Source organism: Nonomuraea sp. NPDC003754, assembly GCF_053605785.1.
In genome coordinates this window covers 81,331-100,105 of the sequence record NZ_JBSGJX010000027.1, presented here as the reverse complement: position 1 = coordinate 100,105, position 18,775 = coordinate 81,331, and the positions used below count along the sequence as shown (strand labels likewise).

The 18,775-nt window shown below is 73.0% G+C and carries 18 protein-coding genes; 11 read left to right on the top strand and 7 right to left on the bottom strand.

Annotation, left to right across the window (positions count from 1 at the left end; translation table 11 throughout):
* Window positions 1-236 precede the first annotated feature (236 nt).
* The gene (locus ACWEVS_RS29535; RefSeq protein ID WP_452554165.1) at window positions 237-848 is read left to right on the top strand and encodes a VC0807 family protein; all 612 of its coding nucleotides are present in this window, start codon (window positions 237-239) and stop codon (window positions 846-848) included.
* On the opposite strand, the gene ACWEVS_RS29530 is transcribed toward ACWEVS_RS29535, so the two are convergent.
* Entirely contained in the window at window positions 756-1,745 is a 990-nt protein-coding gene (locus tag ACWEVS_RS29530) for a hypothetical protein (RefSeq protein ID WP_452554164.1), read from the bottom strand. The genes ACWEVS_RS29535 and ACWEVS_RS29530 overlap by 93 nt on opposite strands.
* 36 nt (window positions 1,746-1,781) lie before the next feature.
* Window positions 1,782-2,957 (bottom strand): sensor histidine kinase, encoded by a 1,176-nt coding sequence (locus ACWEVS_RS29525; protein WP_452554163.1) that lies wholly within the window; start codon window positions 2,955-2,957, stop codon window positions 1,782-1,784.
* Window positions 2,958-3,301: 344 nt separating this feature from the next.
* Between ACWEVS_RS29525 and ACWEVS_RS29520 the strand changes: the two genes are divergently transcribed.
* The 9 genes from ACWEVS_RS29520 to ACWEVS_RS29480 all read left to right on the top strand — a co-directional run bounded on the left by ACWEVS_RS29520 (window position 3,302) and on the right by ACWEVS_RS29480 (window position 13,402).
* Window positions 3,302-3,934: a DedA family protein gene (locus ACWEVS_RS29520; RefSeq protein WP_354920229.1), complete on the top strand. Its 633-nt coding sequence runs from the start codon at window positions 3,302-3,304 to the stop codon at window positions 3,932-3,934.
* A gap of 76 nt (window positions 3,935-4,010) precedes the next feature.
* The gene (locus ACWEVS_RS29515; RefSeq protein ID WP_449929472.1) at window positions 4,011-4,814 is read left to right on the top strand and encodes a DMT family transporter; all 804 of its coding nucleotides are present in this window, start codon (window positions 4,011-4,013) and stop codon (window positions 4,812-4,814) included.
* 19 nt (window positions 4,815-4,833) lie between these two features.
* A complete protein-coding gene (locus ACWEVS_RS29510; protein ID WP_449929473.1) occupies window positions 4,834-6,048 on the top strand; it encodes a glycosyltransferase in 1,215 nt (404 codons plus the stop codon).
* Entirely contained in the window at window positions 6,045-6,725 is a 681-nt protein-coding gene (locus tag ACWEVS_RS29505; protein ID WP_452554162.1) for a DUF998 domain-containing protein, read from the top strand. Before ACWEVS_RS29510 ends, ACWEVS_RS29505 begins: the two co-directional genes overlap by 4 nt.
* 43 nt (window positions 6,726-6,768) lie before the next feature.
* Window positions 6,769-7,473, top strand: coding sequence for an ArsR/SmtB family transcription factor (locus tag ACWEVS_RS29500; protein WP_452419332.1), 705 nt, complete (start codon window positions 6,769-6,771; stop codon window positions 7,471-7,473).
* A gap of 21 nt (window positions 7,474-7,494) precedes the next feature.
* Window positions 7,495-8,265 (top strand): hypothetical protein, encoded by a 771-nt coding sequence (locus ACWEVS_RS29495; RefSeq protein WP_452554161.1) that lies wholly within the window; start codon window positions 7,495-7,497, stop codon window positions 8,263-8,265.
* Entirely contained in the window at window positions 8,262-8,993 is a 732-nt protein-coding gene (locus ACWEVS_RS29490; protein ID WP_452554160.1) for an isocitrate lyase/PEP mutase family protein, read from the top strand. The genes ACWEVS_RS29495 and ACWEVS_RS29490 overlap by 4 nt, the downstream gene beginning before the upstream one ends.
* A gap of 8 nt (window positions 8,994-9,001) precedes the next feature.
* The gene (locus ACWEVS_RS29485) at window positions 9,002-11,884 is read left to right on the top strand and encodes a BTAD domain-containing putative transcriptional regulator (RefSeq protein ID WP_452554159.1); all 2,883 of its coding nucleotides are present in this window, start codon (window positions 9,002-9,004) and stop codon (window positions 11,882-11,884) included.
* A gap of 30 nt (window positions 11,885-11,914) precedes the next feature.
* Window positions 11,915-13,402, top strand: a complete 1,488-nt coding sequence (locus ACWEVS_RS29480; protein WP_452554158.1) for an MFS transporter — start codon at window positions 11,915-11,917, stop codon at window positions 13,400-13,402.
* Here the strand turns inward: ACWEVS_RS29480 and ACWEVS_RS29475 are convergent, their stop codons facing one another.
* From ACWEVS_RS29475 to ACWEVS_RS29465, 3 genes are all read right to left on the bottom strand, one after another.
* A complete protein-coding gene (locus ACWEVS_RS29475; protein WP_452554157.1) occupies window positions 13,403-13,726 on the bottom strand; it encodes a type II toxin-antitoxin system PemK/MazF family toxin in 324 nt (107 codons plus the stop codon).
* Window positions 13,716-13,946, bottom strand: coding sequence for a hypothetical protein (locus ACWEVS_RS29470; protein ID WP_452554156.1), 231 nt, complete (start codon window positions 13,944-13,946; stop codon window positions 13,716-13,718). The genes ACWEVS_RS29475 and ACWEVS_RS29470 overlap by 11 nt, the downstream gene beginning before the upstream one ends.
* A 69-nt stretch (window positions 13,947-14,015) precedes the next feature.
* Window positions 14,016-15,239 (bottom strand): MFS transporter, encoded by a 1,224-nt coding sequence (locus ACWEVS_RS29465; RefSeq protein ID WP_452554155.1) that lies wholly within the window; start codon window positions 15,237-15,239, stop codon window positions 14,016-14,018.
* Window positions 15,240-15,391: 152 nt separating this feature from the next.
* Here ACWEVS_RS29465 and ACWEVS_RS29460 point away from each other — a divergent pair, with 152 nt between their 5' ends.
* Window positions 15,392-16,333 carry an alpha/beta hydrolase gene (locus ACWEVS_RS29460; RefSeq protein ID WP_354920200.1) on the top strand — a complete coding sequence of 314 codons (942 nt, stop codon included), beginning with the start codon at window positions 15,392-15,394 and terminating at the stop codon, window positions 16,331-16,333.
* On the opposite strand, the gene ACWEVS_RS29455 is transcribed toward ACWEVS_RS29460, so the two are convergent.
* Window positions 16,314-17,168: an alpha/beta hydrolase gene (locus ACWEVS_RS29455; RefSeq protein ID WP_452554154.1), complete on the bottom strand. Its 855-nt coding sequence runs from the start codon at window positions 17,166-17,168 to the stop codon at window positions 16,314-16,316. The two genes, ACWEVS_RS29460 and ACWEVS_RS29455, sit on opposite strands and share 20 nt — an antisense overlap.
* Before the next feature lie 155 nt (window positions 17,169-17,323).
* Entirely contained in the window at window positions 17,324-18,718 is a 1,395-nt protein-coding gene (locus ACWEVS_RS29450; protein WP_452554179.1) for an NAD(P)/FAD-dependent oxidoreductase, read from the bottom strand.
* Window positions 18,719-18,775: the final 57 nt, after the last annotated feature.

Here is an 18,775-nt window from a genome sequence, read left to right as displayed (position 1 = left end):
CAACCATGACAGATGCGACATATGGCCACGGCAAGATCAACGTGTGCCGAATGTGCACAATCTGACAGTGGCACTCCCGGACGTCAGGTACGGTAAGCCAGCGGCGCGCCCCTGCGCGCCGGGGTAATCCGTCCCGTAACCCGACGACAGCGTCCGACGATGCCTGATCCCGCCAGCCAGGGGTAGGCGCTGCTCGTGGGCCGACCTACGGAGCAGAGTTGAACCATCCCCCTGTCGTGCTGCCACGTCTGACCGCCCTGGCCAGGCAGGCCGTCCCCCGCCTGCTCGAAGGAGTCGTCGCTCCGCTCGCCGTCTTCTACACCGCCCTCATGATCCTGGGCGAGAATGGCGCGCTGATCGCGGCGGTGTCGTGGGTCTACCTCGGCGTGGGATGGCGGCTCGTCAGGAAGGTACGGGTGCCCGCGACCATGTTCCTGGCCGCGGTCGCGATCACCGCGCGGGCCCTGGTCGCGCTGTGGACCGGCAACAACGCCGTCTTCTTCCTGACGCCCGAGTTCGGGACCATCTGCATCAGCATGATCTTCCTCGCCTCGGTCAGGCTGAACAGGCCGATGGTCCAGAAGCTCACCCTCGACTACATCCACCTGCCGCAGGCGGTGCTGAAGCACGAGCGGATGCGCAGGTTCTTCGCCAGGATCACGCTGCTGTGGGCGTTCGTGCTGATGGCCAACTCCACCGTGAGCATCTGGCTCTTCCTCAACGAGTCCATCGGCGCCTACATGCTGCTGCGCACCTCAGCGGTGGCCGCTATCAGCGGGTTCGCGATCACCTTCTCGTTGTGGACCTTCAAGCGGGTGCTGCGCCGCCTCAGCCACGCTCCCGCCTGACTTCTCGATCAGCAGGAACGCGCCACCGAGCCCCAGCGTCAGGCCGGTCAGCATGGCGAACAGCGTCACCAGATGGGGCGCGACCATCGGCACCTCGGCGGCCAGCGGGCCCGCGGTCACCATGATGATCATCTCGTAGAGGCCCCAGGCGAACAGGTAGCCGCTACCCAGCCACGCCACGGCCGTCGACCACCACGCGTGCCCGCGCAGCAGGGCCAGGTAACCGGCCGCGCCGGCGATGACGAGCGCTCCGCCGAGGGCCTGCACGACGCTTCCCGGCAGGTTCCGCGCGGCCGTCACAGCGGGGTCGAGTCCGGCGGTGCCGCCGCAGGCCCAGTACACGTCCACGGCGCCGACGACCAGCGCCACCAGCAGGCCGCCGCGGCCCACGACGTGCTGGAACGCCACGGCCGTCCGCGCCCTGCCGTACCGGAAGGCCCACGGCCACCTGGCGCGGGCGTAGAGGGCGAAGGCGACGGTGAGCCCCACGCCCTGCAGCGAGAAACCGCCGTAGACCATCAGGTAGACCCAGCCCTCCACCATCGGGCCGCCGTGGAAGGCGCCCGGTCCCTCGATCAGCAGGGTCAGCGGCAGCGCGACGACGATCTTGGACAGCAGGGCGGTGCCGACCCAGATGGGCAGCAGCACCAGCCACGCCGGCAGGCGCATCCCCCACCGCGTGGTGAAGGCGAGCGCGAGGCACAGGCCGACCAGGTCCATGCCGAAGGTCATGGCGTTGAGCCCGGTCATCGCGCCCGAGTCCATCAGCGAAAGGTCGACCACGCCGACCGGGCGGCCCGTCAGCCAGAGGATCTTGATGGTGAGGTAGGGCAGGGTCGCGGCCATCGCGACGATCGCGGCGGTGATCCTGCCGATTCCTGCGCGGGGAACGTCCATGCCGCCCAATCTGCCCGGCGGACGGCACCCCCGGCCTCACGCGACGCGGGGATCCCCCTCCCCCGCGCGAGGGACGACGACCAGTTCGAAGCCCTCGCCGGCCGGGCCCGCCGTCATCGTGCCGCCGGCCAGCCGGACGCGCTCGCGCAGTCCGGTGAGGCCCATGCCGCCCGGGACCGCGGTGGGCCGGCCGCGGGAGGGGCCGTTGCGCACCGAGATCCGCCCGGGCGCGACCGAGACCCGCACCCACGCGCCGGGGGCGTGCTTGGCGGCGTTGGTCAGGCCCTCCTGGACCACCCGGTGCGCCAGCGCGGGCGCGGGACCCGGCGCGATCTCCGCCGTGACCTCCATCCCCGAGCCCCTGGCCCGCTCGACCAGGGCGGCGACGTCCTCGTCGACGGGCGCGAGCGGGGCGGGGTCGATGTCCTCGCGCAGCAGCCCCACGATCTGCCTCAGCCGTTCCGTGGCCTCCGCCGCCGCCACCCGCAACTCCCCCGCGGCCTTGGCCTGCGCCGGAGCGAGTCCAGGCGCGATCTCGAGGCCCGCCGCGCGCACCGCGATGAGGGCCAGGTCGTGCCCGAGCGAGTCGTGCATCTCGTGCGCGATGCGAGCGCGCTCGCGCATCCTGGCCTGCGCCGCCGCGGCCTCGCCGGCCCGCGCCCGCTGGTGCACCAGCCGCCGCCGCAGCGCCCCCAGCAGGTACGGCAGGACGTAGAAGCCGGCGAGCCCGGACACCATCGTGACCCACAGCCGCGGCTGGCCGCCCTGCGCCAGCACGACGCCCGAGCCGACGGCGGTGGCCGCGCCGAGAACGGCCACGGCCGGCCAGGTGCGCGCGGTCCTGCGCCCGGTCAGGTAGGCGTACCAGATCACGGCCGGCGTGGTCGGCGTGAGCGGGAAGATCTTCACCGCGACCAGCGACAGCGGCCACAGCTGGTCGCCGGTGGCCTGCCCCCTGCTGAAGTTCCAGTCGGCGGTGGCCAGACCCTCGTCGAACTGCCAGGGTCCCACCGGCAGCAGGATCACGACCGCGGCGAGCGGCCACGGCCGGCCCACCGCGATCGCCAGGGCCAGAAGCAGCACGCGCCCGCCCGTCACCGCGAGGAAGCGGCCGGGGTCTGCGAAGGGGTCGGGCCCCGCGGCGGCGGCCAGGACGGACATGACGAGCCACAGGAGCACGTCGTGGAGCAGGTGGCGGGGCGTGCGGCGCATGTGGGAGACGCTATCGGGCCGGGCCCTGGCGGCACCTCTGCCGAAAGTCAGGGTATCGCCCGGCCTACCGGAGACGGTGGTGCCAGCCTCACCGTCGATCTCCACCCTCACACCAGTGTGCGAGGTCTCCTTCCCGGGTTGGATCGAGGGACATGACGAAAGTAGGGGGTCGTGCGTACCGATCGTCCGATGTGGGCGGACCTGATCGATCCCTAGGTTCGAGGAGGTAGATCCCTGAGATTTCCAGGGGACGGCCGGGGTCCGGCCGGGGGCCGTTCCCCGATGTCGCCAGGGTGATCCGCCGCCACTCTGAGAGAACTCCCTCCACAAACCGGAGCGCACACATGTCCCATGCCATTCTCGACCTGCTCAACCAGGTGATGACCTCGCCATGGTTGTACGTCGCGCTGTTCGCGCTGGCGATGCTCGACGGGTTCTTCCCCGTCGTGCCCGCCGAGACGGCTGTCATCACCGCGGGCGTGTTCGCGGCCTCCACGGGTGACCCGAACCTGTGGCTGGTGATGGTCGTGGCCGCGCTGGGCGCCTTCACCGGTGACCACATCTCCTACTTCATCGGCAGCAAGGCGGGCCGCCGGCTGCGGGGCAAGAAGGCCTTCACGTGGGCCCAGCAGGCACTCGCCGAGCGTGGCGGCCTGCTGCTCGTGGTGGCCCGCTACATCCCCGGCGGCAGGACCGCGGCCACGCTCACCATGGGCGGGGTCGGCTATCCGCGCGGCTCGTTCGCGTTCTTCGACGCGATCGCGGCCGGGTCGTGGGCGGTCTACTCGACGCTGATCGGCTTCTTCGGCGGCATGGCCTTCGAGAACGACCCGATCAAGGGCCTGCTGCTCGGCCTCGGCATCGCGGTGACGATCACCATGGTCGTCGAGCTGGTCCGCTGGCTGCGCAAGCGGCGTTCACCGGGTTCTCACCGGGCGCTCGTCCCTGCCGCGCAGGGCGCCGAAGGAGAGTCCTGACTGTTCGCCCCCCTGTCCCTGAGCGGAGACCTCACGGACACCTCCACATGTCTTCATCCAGGTGAAAGGAGTGCGCATGACTGTGCTGGCCGCGGCCGTGGCCCTGTTCGGCTCGTTGTTCTTCGCACTCGGCGCCGCTCTCCAGCAGTTCGAGGCGGTGGGCTCGGCCAAGCCGGGCCTGCTGGCCCTGCTCAGAAAGCCCCGCTGGCTCGCGGGCGGGGCGTCGATCCTCGTGGGCGGAGGGCTGCACATCGTGGCCCTCGGCCTCGGCCCGCTGACCGTCGTCCAGCCGATGGGCGTGGCCAGCCTCCTGTTCGCCCTGCCGATCGCGGCCGCCCTGCACGGGCGGCGGCCGTCCCGGGGGGAACTGGCCGCGGCGGCCACGGTCGCCATCGGCCTGATCGGGCTGGTCCTGCTGGTCCCCTCGCACGACGGCCCCACGTACCTGAGCCCGCACGGGGCCGCCACGCTTCTCGCGGTCGCGGGCGTCGCGGCGGTGCTGCTGTGGGCGGGCGCGAGGGCCGCCTCCCCTGCGGGACGGGCCGCGCTCCTGGCCACCAGCGCGGGCGTGCTGTACGGCGCGACCGCGACCCTCATGCGCGTCCTGGTCGACGGGGCGTGGAACTGGTGGTATCTGCTGGCGCTGCCGGTTCCCGCCCTGCTCGCCCTGGTGCTCCTGCAGCGGGCCTACGCCGTCGGCCACTTCGGCGTGTCCTTCGCCTCGCTGCAGATCGCCGATCCCCTGACCGCCGTCGCCTTCGGCGCCCTCCTGCTCGGCGAGCCCCTCCCCCAGGGTGTCGCCCCGATCGCGGCCGCCGCGCTCACGGCGGTGGGCACGATCGCGCTCGCTCGCACCACCCCCCTCGAATCACGTTCCTAACTCCCAGGAGTCCCCCACCATGGCCATGCCGCTCGTCTCCACCGAGACCACCCGCCCGGCGCTCGCCTCCGTGCCCGCCAGGCCGCGCCGCGTGCTGATCTCCACCGACACCTACCCGCCCGACGTCAACGGCGCCGCCGTCTTCACCCATCGCCTGGCCACCGGGCTGGCCGAGCGCGGCAACGACGTCCACGTCATCTGCCAGTCGGACGAGGGCCCCGCCAAGGCCTCGGTGGAGGACGGCGTGGTCGTGCACCGGCTGCGCTCGGCGCCGCTGCTGGTCCACCCGACGATGCGGGTGACGGTGCCGACCAGGCTCGACCGCCTGGTGAGGGCCATCGACCCCGACGTGCTGCACGCCCAGGGGCACTTCGTGGTCGGCAGGGCGGCGATGGCCGCCGCGCGCAGGAACGGCGTGCCCGTCGTGGCGACCAACCACTTCATGCCCGACAACCTCTTCCAGTTCGCGCACATCCCGGCCCGGTTGCGGGAGTCGGCGGGCCGGCTGGCGTGGCGCGACTTCAGCCGGATCTTCTCCCGCGCCGACCACATCACCACCCCCACGCCGCTGGCCGCGGGGCTGCTGACCGACCAGGGCTTCTCGCGCGAGGTGGAGGCGGTCTCCTGCGGGATCGACCTGACCAGGTTCCACCCGCACGCCGAGCCCAAGGCGTGGGCGCGCAAGGCGTTCGGCCTGCCCGACCGCGAGACCGTGCTGTTCGTGGGACGGCTCGACGAGGAGAAGCGCCTGGACGAGCTGGTGCGGGCGCTGCCGTACGTCCTGAACGAGACCGACGCGCAGGTGGCGCTGGTGGGCAAGGGCAACCAGCGGGCCGAACTGGAGCGGCTGGCCGGCCGGATCGGGGTCGGCGACCGGGTGTTCTTCCTCGGGTTCGTGCCCGACGAGACGATGCCGCAGGTGTTCGCCGCCGCCGACGTCTTCGCCATGCCGGGCGTGGCCGAGCTGCAGAGCATCGCCACGCTGGAGGCCATGGCCAGCGGGCTGCCGGTGGTCGCCGCCAACGCGATGGCGCTGCCGCACCTGGTCGAGGACAACGGGTACCTGTTCGAGCCGGGCGACGTGATGGAGCTGGCGGGGCATCTGACCGCGCTGCTGGCCGACGCCGACCTGCGGGCCAGGGCGGGCCGGGCCAGCCGCGAGCTGGCGCTGACCCACGACCACCAGGCGTCGCTGGCCCGCTTCGAGCAGATCTACGCCGAGGTCGCCCGATGATCCTGATGGCTCCCCTGGTCGCGGCGGTGGTGTGCCTGGCGGCGCTGGCCCACGCGCACCTGGCGCTGCCCGCGCAGCCGCTGGTCAGCGACTACGCGCTGGTTCCCGGCGGGATGCCGCTGGTCGTGGTCGGCATGACGGCCCTGGCCTCCGGGTGCCTGTTCCTCGCCTACGGCCTGGCCGTCAACGACCCCGCCCGCACGGCGGCGACCAGGCTGCTGCTGATCGCCGCGGCGGCGGGCCTGATGCTGAGCGCGGTCTTCCCGACCGACCCCGGCGCCGCCAAGTCGCTGTCGGGCGAGCTGCACCGGTGGGCCTCGGCGGTGGTGTTCACCTCCTTGCCGGTCGCCGGCTGGAGCCTGGCCAGGGGACGCGCCGCGCTCCCCCGGTGGAACCTGGTCAGGTCGCTGGCCGTGACCTCCGTGATCACACTGGCGGTCTACCTCGCCGCGCACCCGGCGACGCTCACCTCGCCGCTCATCGGCGGCGCCGCGTACTACGGCCTCATGGAGCGCGCGCTGATCGTGGCCGAGATCGTCCTCGTGGTGGCGATGGGCCTGGCCGCCTTCCTCGACTTCCGCCTTCCCGCCGCCGTGCCCGTGGCCGGCAGGAAGCCGGGCGCCGCGAAGGCCCCCGAGGCCGGGCCGGCCGCCGTCGACCGCGCCAGAGCCGCGTGAAGGTTCGGCACCCGCCGAACCTTCACCGGCCTACCGTAGAGGCATGTCAGCTCAGGGTCTCGCCGCGTTCGCGGCGCTCATCGCCGACCCGACCAGGGCGGCGTTCTGCCTGGCGCTGCTCGACGGGCGGGCGTGGACCGCGGGCGAGCTCGCCAGGACGGCCAAGGTCGCCCCTTCCACCGCCAGCGAGCATCTCAGCAAGATGGTGCAGGGCGGGCTGCTCGCCGAGGAACGGCAGGGCAGGCACCGCTACGTACGGCTGGCCGACGCCGCCACCGCGCAGCTCGTCGAGGACCTCGCCGCGCGCGTCTCCCCCGCGGCCTCCGGCCCCGCCCCCGCCACGCTCAGGGCGGCCAGCGCGTCGGCCGCGATGGCCAGGGCCCGCACCTGCTACGACCACCTCGCCGGACGGCTCGGCGTCGCCGTCACCGACGCGCTCCTGTCCCGTGGCCTGCTGGAACCCGGGTTCTCGCTGAGCCCGTCGGGGGCCGACTGGTTCGCCGGGCTCGGCATCGCGCTGGAGGCCAGCCGTACGCGGCCGATGGCCAGGCCGTGCCTCGACTGGACCGAGCGCCGCCCGCACCTGGCGGGCACCGCGGGGGCGGCGCTGTGCCACCACGCCTTCGCGGCGGGCTGGGTCACCAGGATCGGCGGCCAGCGGGCGCTCAAGATCACCGACGACGGCCTGGCGAGCCTGTCGGCGCTGCTGGAGATCCCCGCCGGCACGCTTCGGCCGGCGCCGAACTGACCGGGGTCTACGGTCGGTTCCATGTTCATCACCGGTCACGCGGAAGTCCGCGCCGTCCTGTCCGACCCGTCGTACGTGCCGCCGCCGGTCGCGGCGGGGGCCGAGCCGGGCACGCTGGGCTGGCTGCGCGCGCGGGTCTCCCGCTTCGCCGCGGGCCCCGCACACGCCGAGCGCCGCGCCCTGGTGGAGGCCCGGCTGGCGGTCCTGGACCCCGCCGCCCTCCGCACCGCCGCCGCCGAGACCACCCGGACGCTGCTCACCGGCCCGGCCACGAGCCAGGCCACCGACATGGCCACGTTCATGACCACCGACATGGCCACGGACATGGCCGATCGCGTCCTCGCCCACGGGGTGCCCACCCGGGTGCTCGGCCCCGCCCTGGGCGTCGCCTGCACGGACGCGCTCGTCTCCGATGTCGCCACCGTCGCCGGCGGCTACCTGTCCGGCGTGACGACGCCCGAGATCGACGCGGCCGTGGCCGCCCTCGTCGCCGTCGCCGGCATCCCGGAGATCACCGTCCTGCTGCAGGCCCACGGCGCCACCACCGCCCTCCTGCGCAACGCCCTCGCCCGGCCGCCGGAGCCTCTCGCCGCCGACGACCTGCTGCGCGACACCCTCCGCCACGACCCTCCGGTCCGGGCCACCAAACGCGTCGACGCCACGGGCGCCCTCGTGGAGGTCGACCTGACCCCCGACCTCGCGTTCGGCCACGGCCCCCGCCGCTGCCCCGGATCCGGCCACGCCATGGCCATCGCCACCGGCGTCCTCGAAACGATCATGGAGTTCCGATGACCTTCGCCGACCTGCACCAGCCCGGCAAGCCCCTGGTCCTGCCCAACGCCTGGGACTACGGCTCGGCCGCCTTCATGGCCGCCCGCGGCTATCCCGCCATCGGCACCACGAGCCTCGGCGTCAGCGCGGTCCACGGCAGGCCCGACGCCGCCGCCGCCACCAAGGCGGAGACCCTCGACCTGGTCGACCTGCTGAAGGACCTGCCCGTCTTCCTCACCGTGGACATCGAGAACGGCTTCAGCGACGACCCCGCCGCCGTCGCCGACCTTGTCGACGTCCTGGCGAGCATGGGCGTGGCGGGCGTCAACCTGGAGGACGGCAGGGCCGACGGCACGCTGCGCCCGATCGGCGAGCAGACCCGCATCCTGGAGGCGGTGGCCGGGCGGGGCGTGTTCGTCAACGCCCGCACCGACACCCTGTGGCTGGCCACGGGCGACGACACCCTCGAGCGGGTGCGCGCCTACGGCGACACGGGTGCCGACGGGATCTTCGTGCCCGGCACGAACGACCTGGGCACCATCGCCGAGATCGTCGAGAGCACGCCGCTGCCGCTCAACGTGCTCCACGGACCGCCCGTCGAGCGGCTCGCCGACGTGGGCGTGGCCAGGATCAGCACGGGCTCCCTGCTCTACCGGGCCGCGCTCAGGGGCGCGCTGGCCGTCCTGGAGGACGACCCGGGCCTGCCCACATATGCGGACATCGTGCGGCTGTTGCCCGAGCCGAGATAATCGGGGGCATGCGCTTCGAGATCCTCGGTCCGATCAAGGTGCGCGACGGCGACGGGCAGCCGGTCGCGCTCGGCGGGCCCAGGGTCAGGGCGCTGCTGGTGCTGCTGGCCGTGGAGGCCGGGCGCATCGTCACCCACGAGCAGCTGATCGACGGCCTCTACGGCGCCGAGCCGCCGGAGACGGCGGCCAACGCGCTGCAGTCCCAGATCTCCCGGCTGCGCAGGTCGCTCGGCAAGGACCTGATCGAGTTCCATCCCGCCGGCTACCGGCTCGCGGTCGATCCGGCCGACGTCGACGCGCACCGCTTCGAGCTGCTGGTCGCCGACGGGCGCGCGGCCGTGCGGGAGGGCGACCCCGCGAGAGCGGCCCGGGTGCTCAGGGAGGCGCTCGAGCTGTGGAAGGGCGCGCCGCTGGCCGACGCGCCGTTCGCGGGGACGACCGCCACGCGGCTGGCCGAGCTGCGCCTGTCGGCCGTCGAGGACAGGGTGCAGGCCGAGCTGGAGCTCGGATCGCATCGCGACGTCGCGGCGGAGCTGGGCGAGCTGGTCGCCGCCCACCCGCTGCGCGAACGCCTGCGCGCCCAGCTGATGCGGGCCCTGTACGGCAGCGGCCGCCAGGCCGAGGCGCTGGCCGTCTACGAGGAGGGCCGCCGGATCCTCGACGACGAGCTCGGCGTCGCGCCGGGCAGCGAGCTGGCCGCCGCCCACCTCGCGGTGCTGCGCGCCGACCCCTCGCTCGGCCCAGCCCCCGGCGCGCCGGAGGCGGGCGTGTCGCGGCGGGGGCTGCGCGCCCAGCTGACCAGCTTCGTGGGCCGCGCCGAGGAGCTCGAGCGGCTTCAGGCGCTGCTGGAGGAGGCCAGGCTCGTCACGTTGATCGGGCCGGGCGGAGCGGGCAAGACCCGGCTGGCCACCGAGGCGGCCGCCATGGCCCCGCGCGACGTGTGCTTCGTGGAGCTGGCCCCGATCTCCGACGAGGCCGACCTGCCGCAGGCCGTCGTGAGCGCGCTCGACCTGCGCGACTCGCTGCACGCCGCCGGCCGCGTCCCCGCCGACGCGGCGACCCGGCTGGTCGCCGCCCTTGCCGAGCGCAGGCTGCTGCTCGTCCTCGACAACTGCGAGCACCTGGTCGGGGCCGCCGCCGCGCTGGCCGACCGGCTGCTGGCCGCCTGCCCCCACCTGCGGCTGCTGGTCACCAGCCGCGAGGCGCTCGGCATCACCGGCGAGTCGATCGTCCCGGTATCGCCGCTGCCCCTGCCGCCGCCGGGCGCGCCGCGGGCGCTCGACTACCCGGCCGTCCGCCTGTTCACCGACCGGGCCACCGCGGTCAGGCCGGGCTTCACCGTCGAGGACGAGGACCAGCTCGTCCGCATCTGCCGGGCGCTGGACGGGCTGCCGCTGGCGATCGAGCTGGCCGCCGCCCGGCTGCGGTCGCTGTCGGTGGCCGAGGTGGCCGCGCGGCTCGACGACAGGTTCAGGCTGCTGGCCCGCGGCAGCCGTACGGCGCTGCCCCGGCACCAGACGCTGCGCGCGGTGGTCGCCTGGAGCTGGGACCTCCTCGACGCCGACGAGCAGGCGATGGCCAGGCGGCTGACGGTGTTCGTCGGCGGCGCGACGCTGGAGGCGGCCGAGCGGGTGTGCGGGCTGCCCGAGGAGCTGCTGGCCTCCCTGGTGGAGAAGTCGCTGGTGCAGGTGGAGCACGGCCGCTACCGCATGCTGGAGACGATCAGGGCGTTCTGCGCCGAACGGCTGGCCGAGGCGGGCGAGGTCGAGGCGCTCAGGCGGGCGCACGCCGCCTACTACCTCGAGCTGACCGTCACCGCGGACCCGCACCTGCGCAGGGCCGAGCAGCTGGAGTGGCTGGCCCTGCTGGACGAGGAGCGCGACGACCTCCATGCCGCGCTGCGCTGGTCGGTCGAGGTCCGCGACACCGGCACCGCGCTCCGCCTGGTGGGCGGCCTCGCCTGCTACTGGTGGTTCAGGGGCAGGAGGAGCGAGGGCGCGGCCATGGCCGCCGAGGTGCTGACCGTCGTCGACCCCTCCCCCAGCGAGGAGTACGCCATGAGCGTGCTGGTCGCGGCGTGGGATGCCAGGACCGAGGCGGACATCGGAACGCTGAGGTACGACGGGGCCGCGCCGTTCCAGCGGGAGTTCCTCAACGTGATGATGCCGATGCTGCAGGGGCCGCCCACCGACTACGACATGGCCGAGAGGATGACGGCCGAGTTCGTCGCGACGCTGTCTCCGTGGATGCGGGGCCTGAGCCACGCCGGGCTGGCCTACCTGCAGCAGAACCTCGGCCGCCCTGACGAGGCGTGGGCCTGCTTCCAGCGGTCGCTGCGGGCCTTCCGCGCGCTCGGCGAGCGGTGGGGCAGCACGCTGGCGCTGTCCGGCATGGCCGACCTGGCCTTCCAGCAGGGCGACCACGCCGCCTCGGCCGAGCTGGCGGCGCAGGCCGAGGCGCTGGCCGAGGAGCTCGGCGCCGTCGAGGACCTGGCCGACTACGGCTGCCGCAGGGCCGACGCCGTCGTCCACCTGGATCTCCGGGAAGCCGAGTGGCAGTATCTGCGGGTGGCTGAGCTGGCCACGCGCACCGGCGCCCGCGAGACGCTGGCGCGAGCGCATCTCGGCCTCGGCCGGGTGGCCATGATCCGCGGCGACCTGCGGGAGGCCAGGGCGCTGATGGAGCAGGCGCTGGAGGAGTGCCCCACCACCTGGTACAGCGCCGCGGACTCCAGGATGCAGATCATGCTGGGCCTGGGCGCGGTGGCCGCGGCGGCGGGCGAGACCGGCACCGCACGCGCCTGGTACACCCAGGTCCTCGACACCGTCCGCGACACCAACCTGCCGCTGGCCGCCATGGCCGAGGAGGCGCTGTCAGCGCTCGGTGCGTGAGCGGTCAGCGGGCGCGGCGACGCTGCCGCCATGAACACCAAATGGGGAAGCCTCGCCATCGTCTGCCTGGCCCAGCTGCTCCTGGCCATCGACCTCACCGTCCTGCACCTGGCCCTGCCGGGGCTGATCACCGACATGAGGCCGACCGCCGCCCAGCAGCTGTGGATCGGCGACATGTACGGCTTCGCGCTGGCCGGCCTGCTGATCACCATGGGCAACCTGGGCGACCGGATCGGCCGCAAGAAGCTGCTGCTGATCGGCTCCGTCGCCTTCGGTCTCGCCTCCGCGGTCACCGCCTACGCGCCCAACGCCGACCTGCTCATCGCGGCCAGGGCGCTGCTCGGCGTGGCGGGGGCCACCATCATGCCGTCCACGCTGTCGATCATCCGTAACGTGTTCACCGACCCCGCCGAGCGGACCATGGCGGTGGGCATCTGGGGCGGCATGGGCGCGGCGGGCTTCGCGCTCGGGCCGATCGTGGGCGGGCTGCTGCTGACCTCGTTCTGGTGGGGGTCGGTCTTCCTGATCAACCTGCCGGTCATGGCGCTGGTGCTGGTCGGCGGCCTCCTGGTGCTCCCCGAGTCGCGCAACCCCGGGGCCGCCGCGATCGATCCGGCCAGCGCCGTGCTGTCGATCGTGGGCGTGGTGGCGGCCGTGTACACGCTCAAGAGCTGGGTCATCGACGGTTTCGCGGCCAACGTCGCCCTCTCCGCCGCGCTGGCGGTGGCCGGGCTCGCGCTGTTCGGCCGGCGGCAGAGGCGGCTGGCCGTACCGCTGGTGGACCTGCGCCTGTTCCGACACCGGGCGTTCACCGGCGCGGTGGCCGCCAACCTGTTCGCGATCTTCGGAATGATCGCGCTCAACCTGATCTTCGCGCAGTACATGCAGCTCGTGCTGGGCTGGACGCCGCTGCAGGCCGGTCTCGCCTCCCTGCCCGGCGGCCTGTGCGGCGCGGTCGGCGGCGCGCTGGCCGCCAGGCTGGTCACCTGGTGGGGCCGCAACACCGTCGTCGCCGTCGGCCTGCTGTGCTCGGCCGCCTCCTTCGCCGTCTACGGCCAGGCGGACGCCACCACCACCTTCGGCTACCTGCTGATCGGCATGGTGATCGGCGGCCTGGGCGTCGGGTTCACCTTCGCCGTCACCAACGACACGATCCTGGCCGCGGTGCCGAAGGAGCGGGCGGGCGCGGCGGCGGCGCTCTCGGAGACGGCCTTCGAGCTGGGCGGCTCGCTCGGCATCGCCGTGCTCGGCAGCATCCTGGCCGCCACCTACCGGGCCAACCTGGAGGTGCCCGCGGGACTGCCGCCCCAGGTCGGCGACAGCCTCGGCGGCGCGCTGAGCGTGGCGGGACAGGTGCCGCCCTCGGTCATCACGGCGGCGAAGCTCGCCTTCGTGGAGGCGCTGCAGCTCACCACGCTCGCCACGAGCGCCCTGCTGGTCGTGCTGGCCGTGGCCGCCTACCGCACGCTCCGGGGCATCCCCAAGGTCATCCCGGACGACGTCCCGTCCCACACGTGATCACCAGCAGAGCAACCCCAAGAAACCGTGGAGCGCCCTGTCGACCTCCTGGACCTCCTCTGGATCGAGCCGCCCGGCAAAATCGCCGAGACGGGCGATGTCCACGGATCTGATCTGGTCGATCAGCACCCGCGTGCTCTTGCCGTTCAGCTCGATCTCGGGCCGAAAGATCGCCCGGCCCGCGCTGGTGGATGTTGGGGCGACGAGCAGGGTGGACAACCGCGCAAAAGCATCGGACTGTACGACGACAGCAAATCGTTCACCTCGCTGCTCGTGGCCCACGGCGTCCCGTGGAGCGCGCACCCGGTAGACATCACCACGCATGCGCGTCGCCGAACTCGCGGCGGATGGCCTCGATCTCCGCGAGATCCTCAGGATCGTCCGCCAGCCGCTCGGCGTCGGCGCGGGCCTGTTCCAACCACTGCAGGTGACCGGCCAGCCGAATCGCCTCCCTCACCACGTCCGCCGTTGACCTCCCACCAGAGGTCAACCGTGTGAGGATCCGCTCGGTCTTGGGGTCGATCTCAACGGTCAGCACGCTCATATTGTCACTGTAGAACGCACCCATCCGCAGGAGTTCGACACATTCGCGTAGCTACTTGGGTGCGGAGTGTTATCGCAGGGGGTGGGCGGTGGTGGCCGTCGGGGTGGCGGGCCCGGGGACGGGGCGCAGGCTGGGCAGGCGGAGCAGGACGAGCACGGCGACGACGCCCACCATCAGGGGCGGCACGACGAAGGCCACCGGCGGCCCGAAGCGGTCGACGAGCTGTCCGGCGAGCGAGGCCCCGGTGGCGAGGCCGAGCCCGATCGCACCCGTCAGCCAGGTGAACGCCTCCGTCCGCACCTCGGCGGGAGTCAGCCGCTCGACGATGGTGTAGCCGGTGATGATGACCGGCGCGATCACCAGCCCCGCCAGGCCGGCCGCGGCGAACAGCAGGGGCACGGTGCCGGCGAACAGGAGGGCGCTGGTCGCCACGGCGAGCAGGCCGAGCCCCCAGACCAGGCGGGCGGGGGCGGAGACGCGCCAGCGGATCGCGCCGTACAGCAGGCCGCCGACGACGCTGGCCCCGGAGAAGGCGGCGTAGACGGGGCCGGCGACGGCGGGCGCGCCCAGCTGGGCGGTGAAGGAGGTGATGCCGACCTGCATGCTGCCGAAGACCGACCCCATGGCGAGGAAGCCGAGCGCGAGCACGGCCACGCCGCGCAGCCTCAGCACGCCCCTGGCCGAGCGGACCCTCACCGGCATCGGCTCGGGGGCGCCGACGCGGGTGACGGCGAAGACGACGGTGCCGGCGAGGATGAGCGCGAGCGAGACCAGCAGCGCCACGGCGGGTGTGAAGCCGGTGGACAGCAGCACCAGGAGCACGGGCGCGAGCGTGAAGGTCAGCTCGTCGGTGATCGACTCGACGGCGAAGGCGGCGCCGAGCCGGCCGGAGCCGCCGAGCAGGTGCGACCAGCGGGCCCGCACCATGGCGCCGATCTGCGGCACGGTGGCGCCGGCGAGCGCGGCGGTGACCACCAGGAGCGGCGCGCCCGCGCCGGTGGCGGCCAGCGCGACGAGCGCGCCGACGGCGAGGGCGTGCGCGGCCACCTGAGGGAGCAGCACGCGCGGCTGGCCGTACCGGTCGGCGAGGCGGCCCGTCTGCGGTCCGGCGAGGGCCTGCGCGATCGCGGCGGCGGCCGAGGCGGCGCCCGCCGCGCCGTACGAGCCGGTGGACCACCGCACCAGCAGCAGGATGCCGATCTGCAGCATCGCGTACGGCAGGCGAGCCACGAGCGCGGGCACGAGGAACCGCCATGCTCCCGGGGTGGCGAGCACGGTCAGGTAGGACTTCACAAGGTCTCCGTCCAGGTCATGACGGAGAACCCCCTGCGAGGCACACCGCCGTGGTGGGCTTCGACCGGGGTAGATACCGCTCGCTGCGGCCGCCGTGCGGTCTGCCAAAGAACAACGCGACAAAGCGTCATTTTATGTCACATCATCGATACATGGTCCTCGAAGAGCGCCCCGGCGGCAGCCTGGGCTCACGGCTGGTGCCCTTCCTGGCACGCCTGTTCGTCTACCCGCTGCTGGCCTGGACCCCGTTCGCCCTGATGCGGTTCGCCGCGGTGATCGACCTGATGGCCGTGGTGCTCAGGCCGCCGCGCGGCACCAGGACGGCGAGGGTGCGCGGGCTGGGGTGCGCGGCGGAGTGGGTGCGGGCGAAGGGCGTCGACCACCGCTCCCGCCGCGTGATCCTCTACTTCCACGGCGGCGGCTTCGTGCTGTGCGGGCTGCGCACCCACCGGCGGCTGGTCGCCAGGCTCTCCCTGGCGGCGGGAGCACCCGTGCTGTCGGTCGCCTACCGCAAGCCGCCCGGCGTGCCGTTCACCGAGACGGTCGAGGACTGCGTGGCGGCCTACCGGTGGCTGCTGGCCAGGGGCTATGCCGCCGATGACATCGTGGTCGCGGGCGACTCGGCCGGTGGGTACCTCAGCTTCCTCACGCCGCTGCGCGCGGTGGCCGAGGGGCTGCCCCGTCCTGGCGGCATCGTGGCGCTGTCGCCGTTCATCGACCTCGACCACGCGGCCAGGCTCGGCACGGACCCCTACCTGCCGGTCTCCAGGCTGCCCGCGCTCAGCCACCTGCTGTGGCCGGGCATCGTGCCGACCGACCCGCTCTGGGGTCCGGCCCACGCCGACCTGTCGGTGCTGCCGCCCGTCCTCATCCAGGCCGGATCGAGGGAGGTGCTGCGCGCCGACGCCGAGCTGATGGCCGCCGCCCTGGACCGCGCGGGCGTGCCGTGCCGCCTGCAGATCTGGCAGGGCCAGGTGCACGCCTTCCAGGTCTTCGCCGACCTGGCGCGGGAGGGCGTGGCCGCGATCGCCGAGGCGGGCGCCTTCGTCCGGGCGGTCGGGCCGGATCACGGGATCAGAGGTGCTCGCGCATGAACTCCGCCGTCGCCTCGACGGCCTGGGTGACGTACGGCTCGCCGTCGTAGAGGTCGATGTGGCGCCTGGCGTCCAGCCAGACGATCCGCTTGGGCTGCCCCATCCGCTTGTAGGCCTCCTCGGCGCCCTCGGGCGAGCAGAACCTGTCGATGACACCGTGCACGATCAGGCCGGGCCGGGGCGACAGGAAGTCGGCGCCCATCATGTTGTCCATGGTGACCAGCTCGCGGATGCTGGCCGCGGTCACCCGGTTGCGCCAGGTCGGTGAGGCGGTGGCGCCGTAGTAGGCGTACGGCTCGTCGCCCGGCATGGCCGCCTCCCCCTCCTCGGCCACGGCGGGCAGGTACTCGGTCTCGCCGCCCCGGTCCTGCCGTTCGAGCACCTGGGTGAGGCCGGGAAGGACCGATTCGAAGTGCCTGCCGTAGGGGTTGTTGTAGGCGCCCGCGATGCCGGCGAACGCCTTCACCCTCGGGTCGAAGGCGGCGAACCTGAGGGCGTAGCCGCCGCCGAGGCAGATCCCGACCGCCCCGATCCGCTCGGGGTCGACCTCGGGCCTGCTCCGCAGCAGCGACACGGCGGCCCTGAGGTCGGCCAGCTTGCCCTGCCAGTCCTCGTGCTGCCGTGGCAGGCCGCCCGACTCGCCCCAGTTGCGGTGGTCGAAGGCCAGCGTGACGTGGCCGTGGGTGGCCAGCCGCTCCGCGTACCGGCCGGTGACCTGGTCGCGCACCCCGGTGAAGGGGCCGGTGAGGACGAGGGCGGGGTGCGGCCCCTCGCCCTCCGGGATGCGCATGTCGCCGACGAGCGTGATGCCGTCGACCTCGAACTCGACTCTCATGCGTTCAGTCTGGCCCGCCGGGGCGACCTCGCGGGCCGCACCGCCGGACTCGGCCGGGGCCTTCCGGACAGGCCCCCGCCGAAGCCCGGGACCGGCGCGCCGTCACGGGGCGCCGGCCGGGGTCCACACGATCGCCGAGAGAGGGGCGTCCGGGGTCAGGAGTCGAAGCCGAGGCCCATCCTGTCGAGCGTCCGCAGCCACAGGTTGCGCCGCCCCTGGTGCAGGTCCGCCTGGGCGATCGACCACCGGGTGAACTGGATCACCCCCGACCGCACGGGCTCGGGAGGGAACGGGACCGGCTTCTCCCGCACCATCGCCAGCTCGGTCCGCTCGGTGCGCTCGCCCGACAGCAGGTCGAGCATCACGTTGGCGCCGAACCTGGTCGCGCCCACGCCCATGCCGGTGTAGCCGACCGCGTAGGCGAGACGGCCGCCGTGCGCCTGGCCGTAGAAGGCGCTGAAGCGGCTGCAGGTGTCGATCACGCCGCCCCACCGGTGGGTGAAGCGGAGCTCCGACAGCTGCGGGAAGGTCGTGTAGAAGTGCCCTGCCAGCTTGACGAAGGTCTCGTCGCGCTGCTCGTACTCGGGCTTGATCTGGCCGCCGTTGTAGTAGACGGCGTCGTAGCCGCCCCACAGGATCCGGTTGTCGTCGGTGAGCCGGTAGTAGTGGAACTGGTTGGCCGAGTCGCCGACGCCCTGCCGGTTATGCCATCCGACGGAGGCGAGCTGGGCCTCCGACATGGGCTCGGTCATGAGGGCGTAGTCGTAGACCGGTACGAGGAAGTGCTTGAGCCGCTTCAGCAGGGGCGGGAAGACGCCCGTGCCGAGCGCGACCCTGCCGGCCTTCGCGGTGCCGTACGGCGTGCGCAGCTCCATCGTGACGCCGTCGTCGGCGAGCGACCTGACGGGGGTGCGCTCGTAGATGCGCACGCCCGCCTCCAGGCAGGCCTTGCGCAGGCCCCAGGCCAGCCGGGCGGGGTCGACCATGGCGCAGCCCTGGCGCTCCCACAGCCCTCCCAGGTAGGTGGGGGAGTTCACCTCCGCCCTGATCTGCTGCTGGTCCATCAGGACGTAGTCGAGCCCGAGCTCCTCGATGAGGTCGAGGTGTCCTGCCAGGTCGTCGAGCTGCCACGGTTCGGTGGCGACGTGCAGCTCGCCGGTGCGCTCGAAGGAGCAGTCGATGTCGTAGCGCTCGAGCGTGCGCTCGATCTCGTCGAGGTTCTCGACGCCCATGCGCTCGAGGCGGTCGATGTCCTGCGGCCACCGGTCGAGGCCGTTGGGCAGTCCGTGCGTCAGCGTCGCCATGCAGAACCCGCCGTTGCGGCCGCTGGCCGCCCAGCCGATCCTGCGGCCCTCCAGCAGGACCACGTCCTGGCCCGGGTCCCGCTCCTTGGCCATCAGGGCGGTCCACAGCCCCGAGAAGCCGCCGCCGACCACGACGAGGTCGGCCTTGGTGGTGCCGATGAGCCGTTTCAGCGGCTCGGGTCTGGCCGGGGTGTCCAGCCAGTACGGCTTGCGCTCCGCGTCAGCAAGAGCCTTCAGCGGATCCACAAATCTCACATCCCTACGTGAGTGTTACTACAGCACATGAATTGATTGCCCGATCAG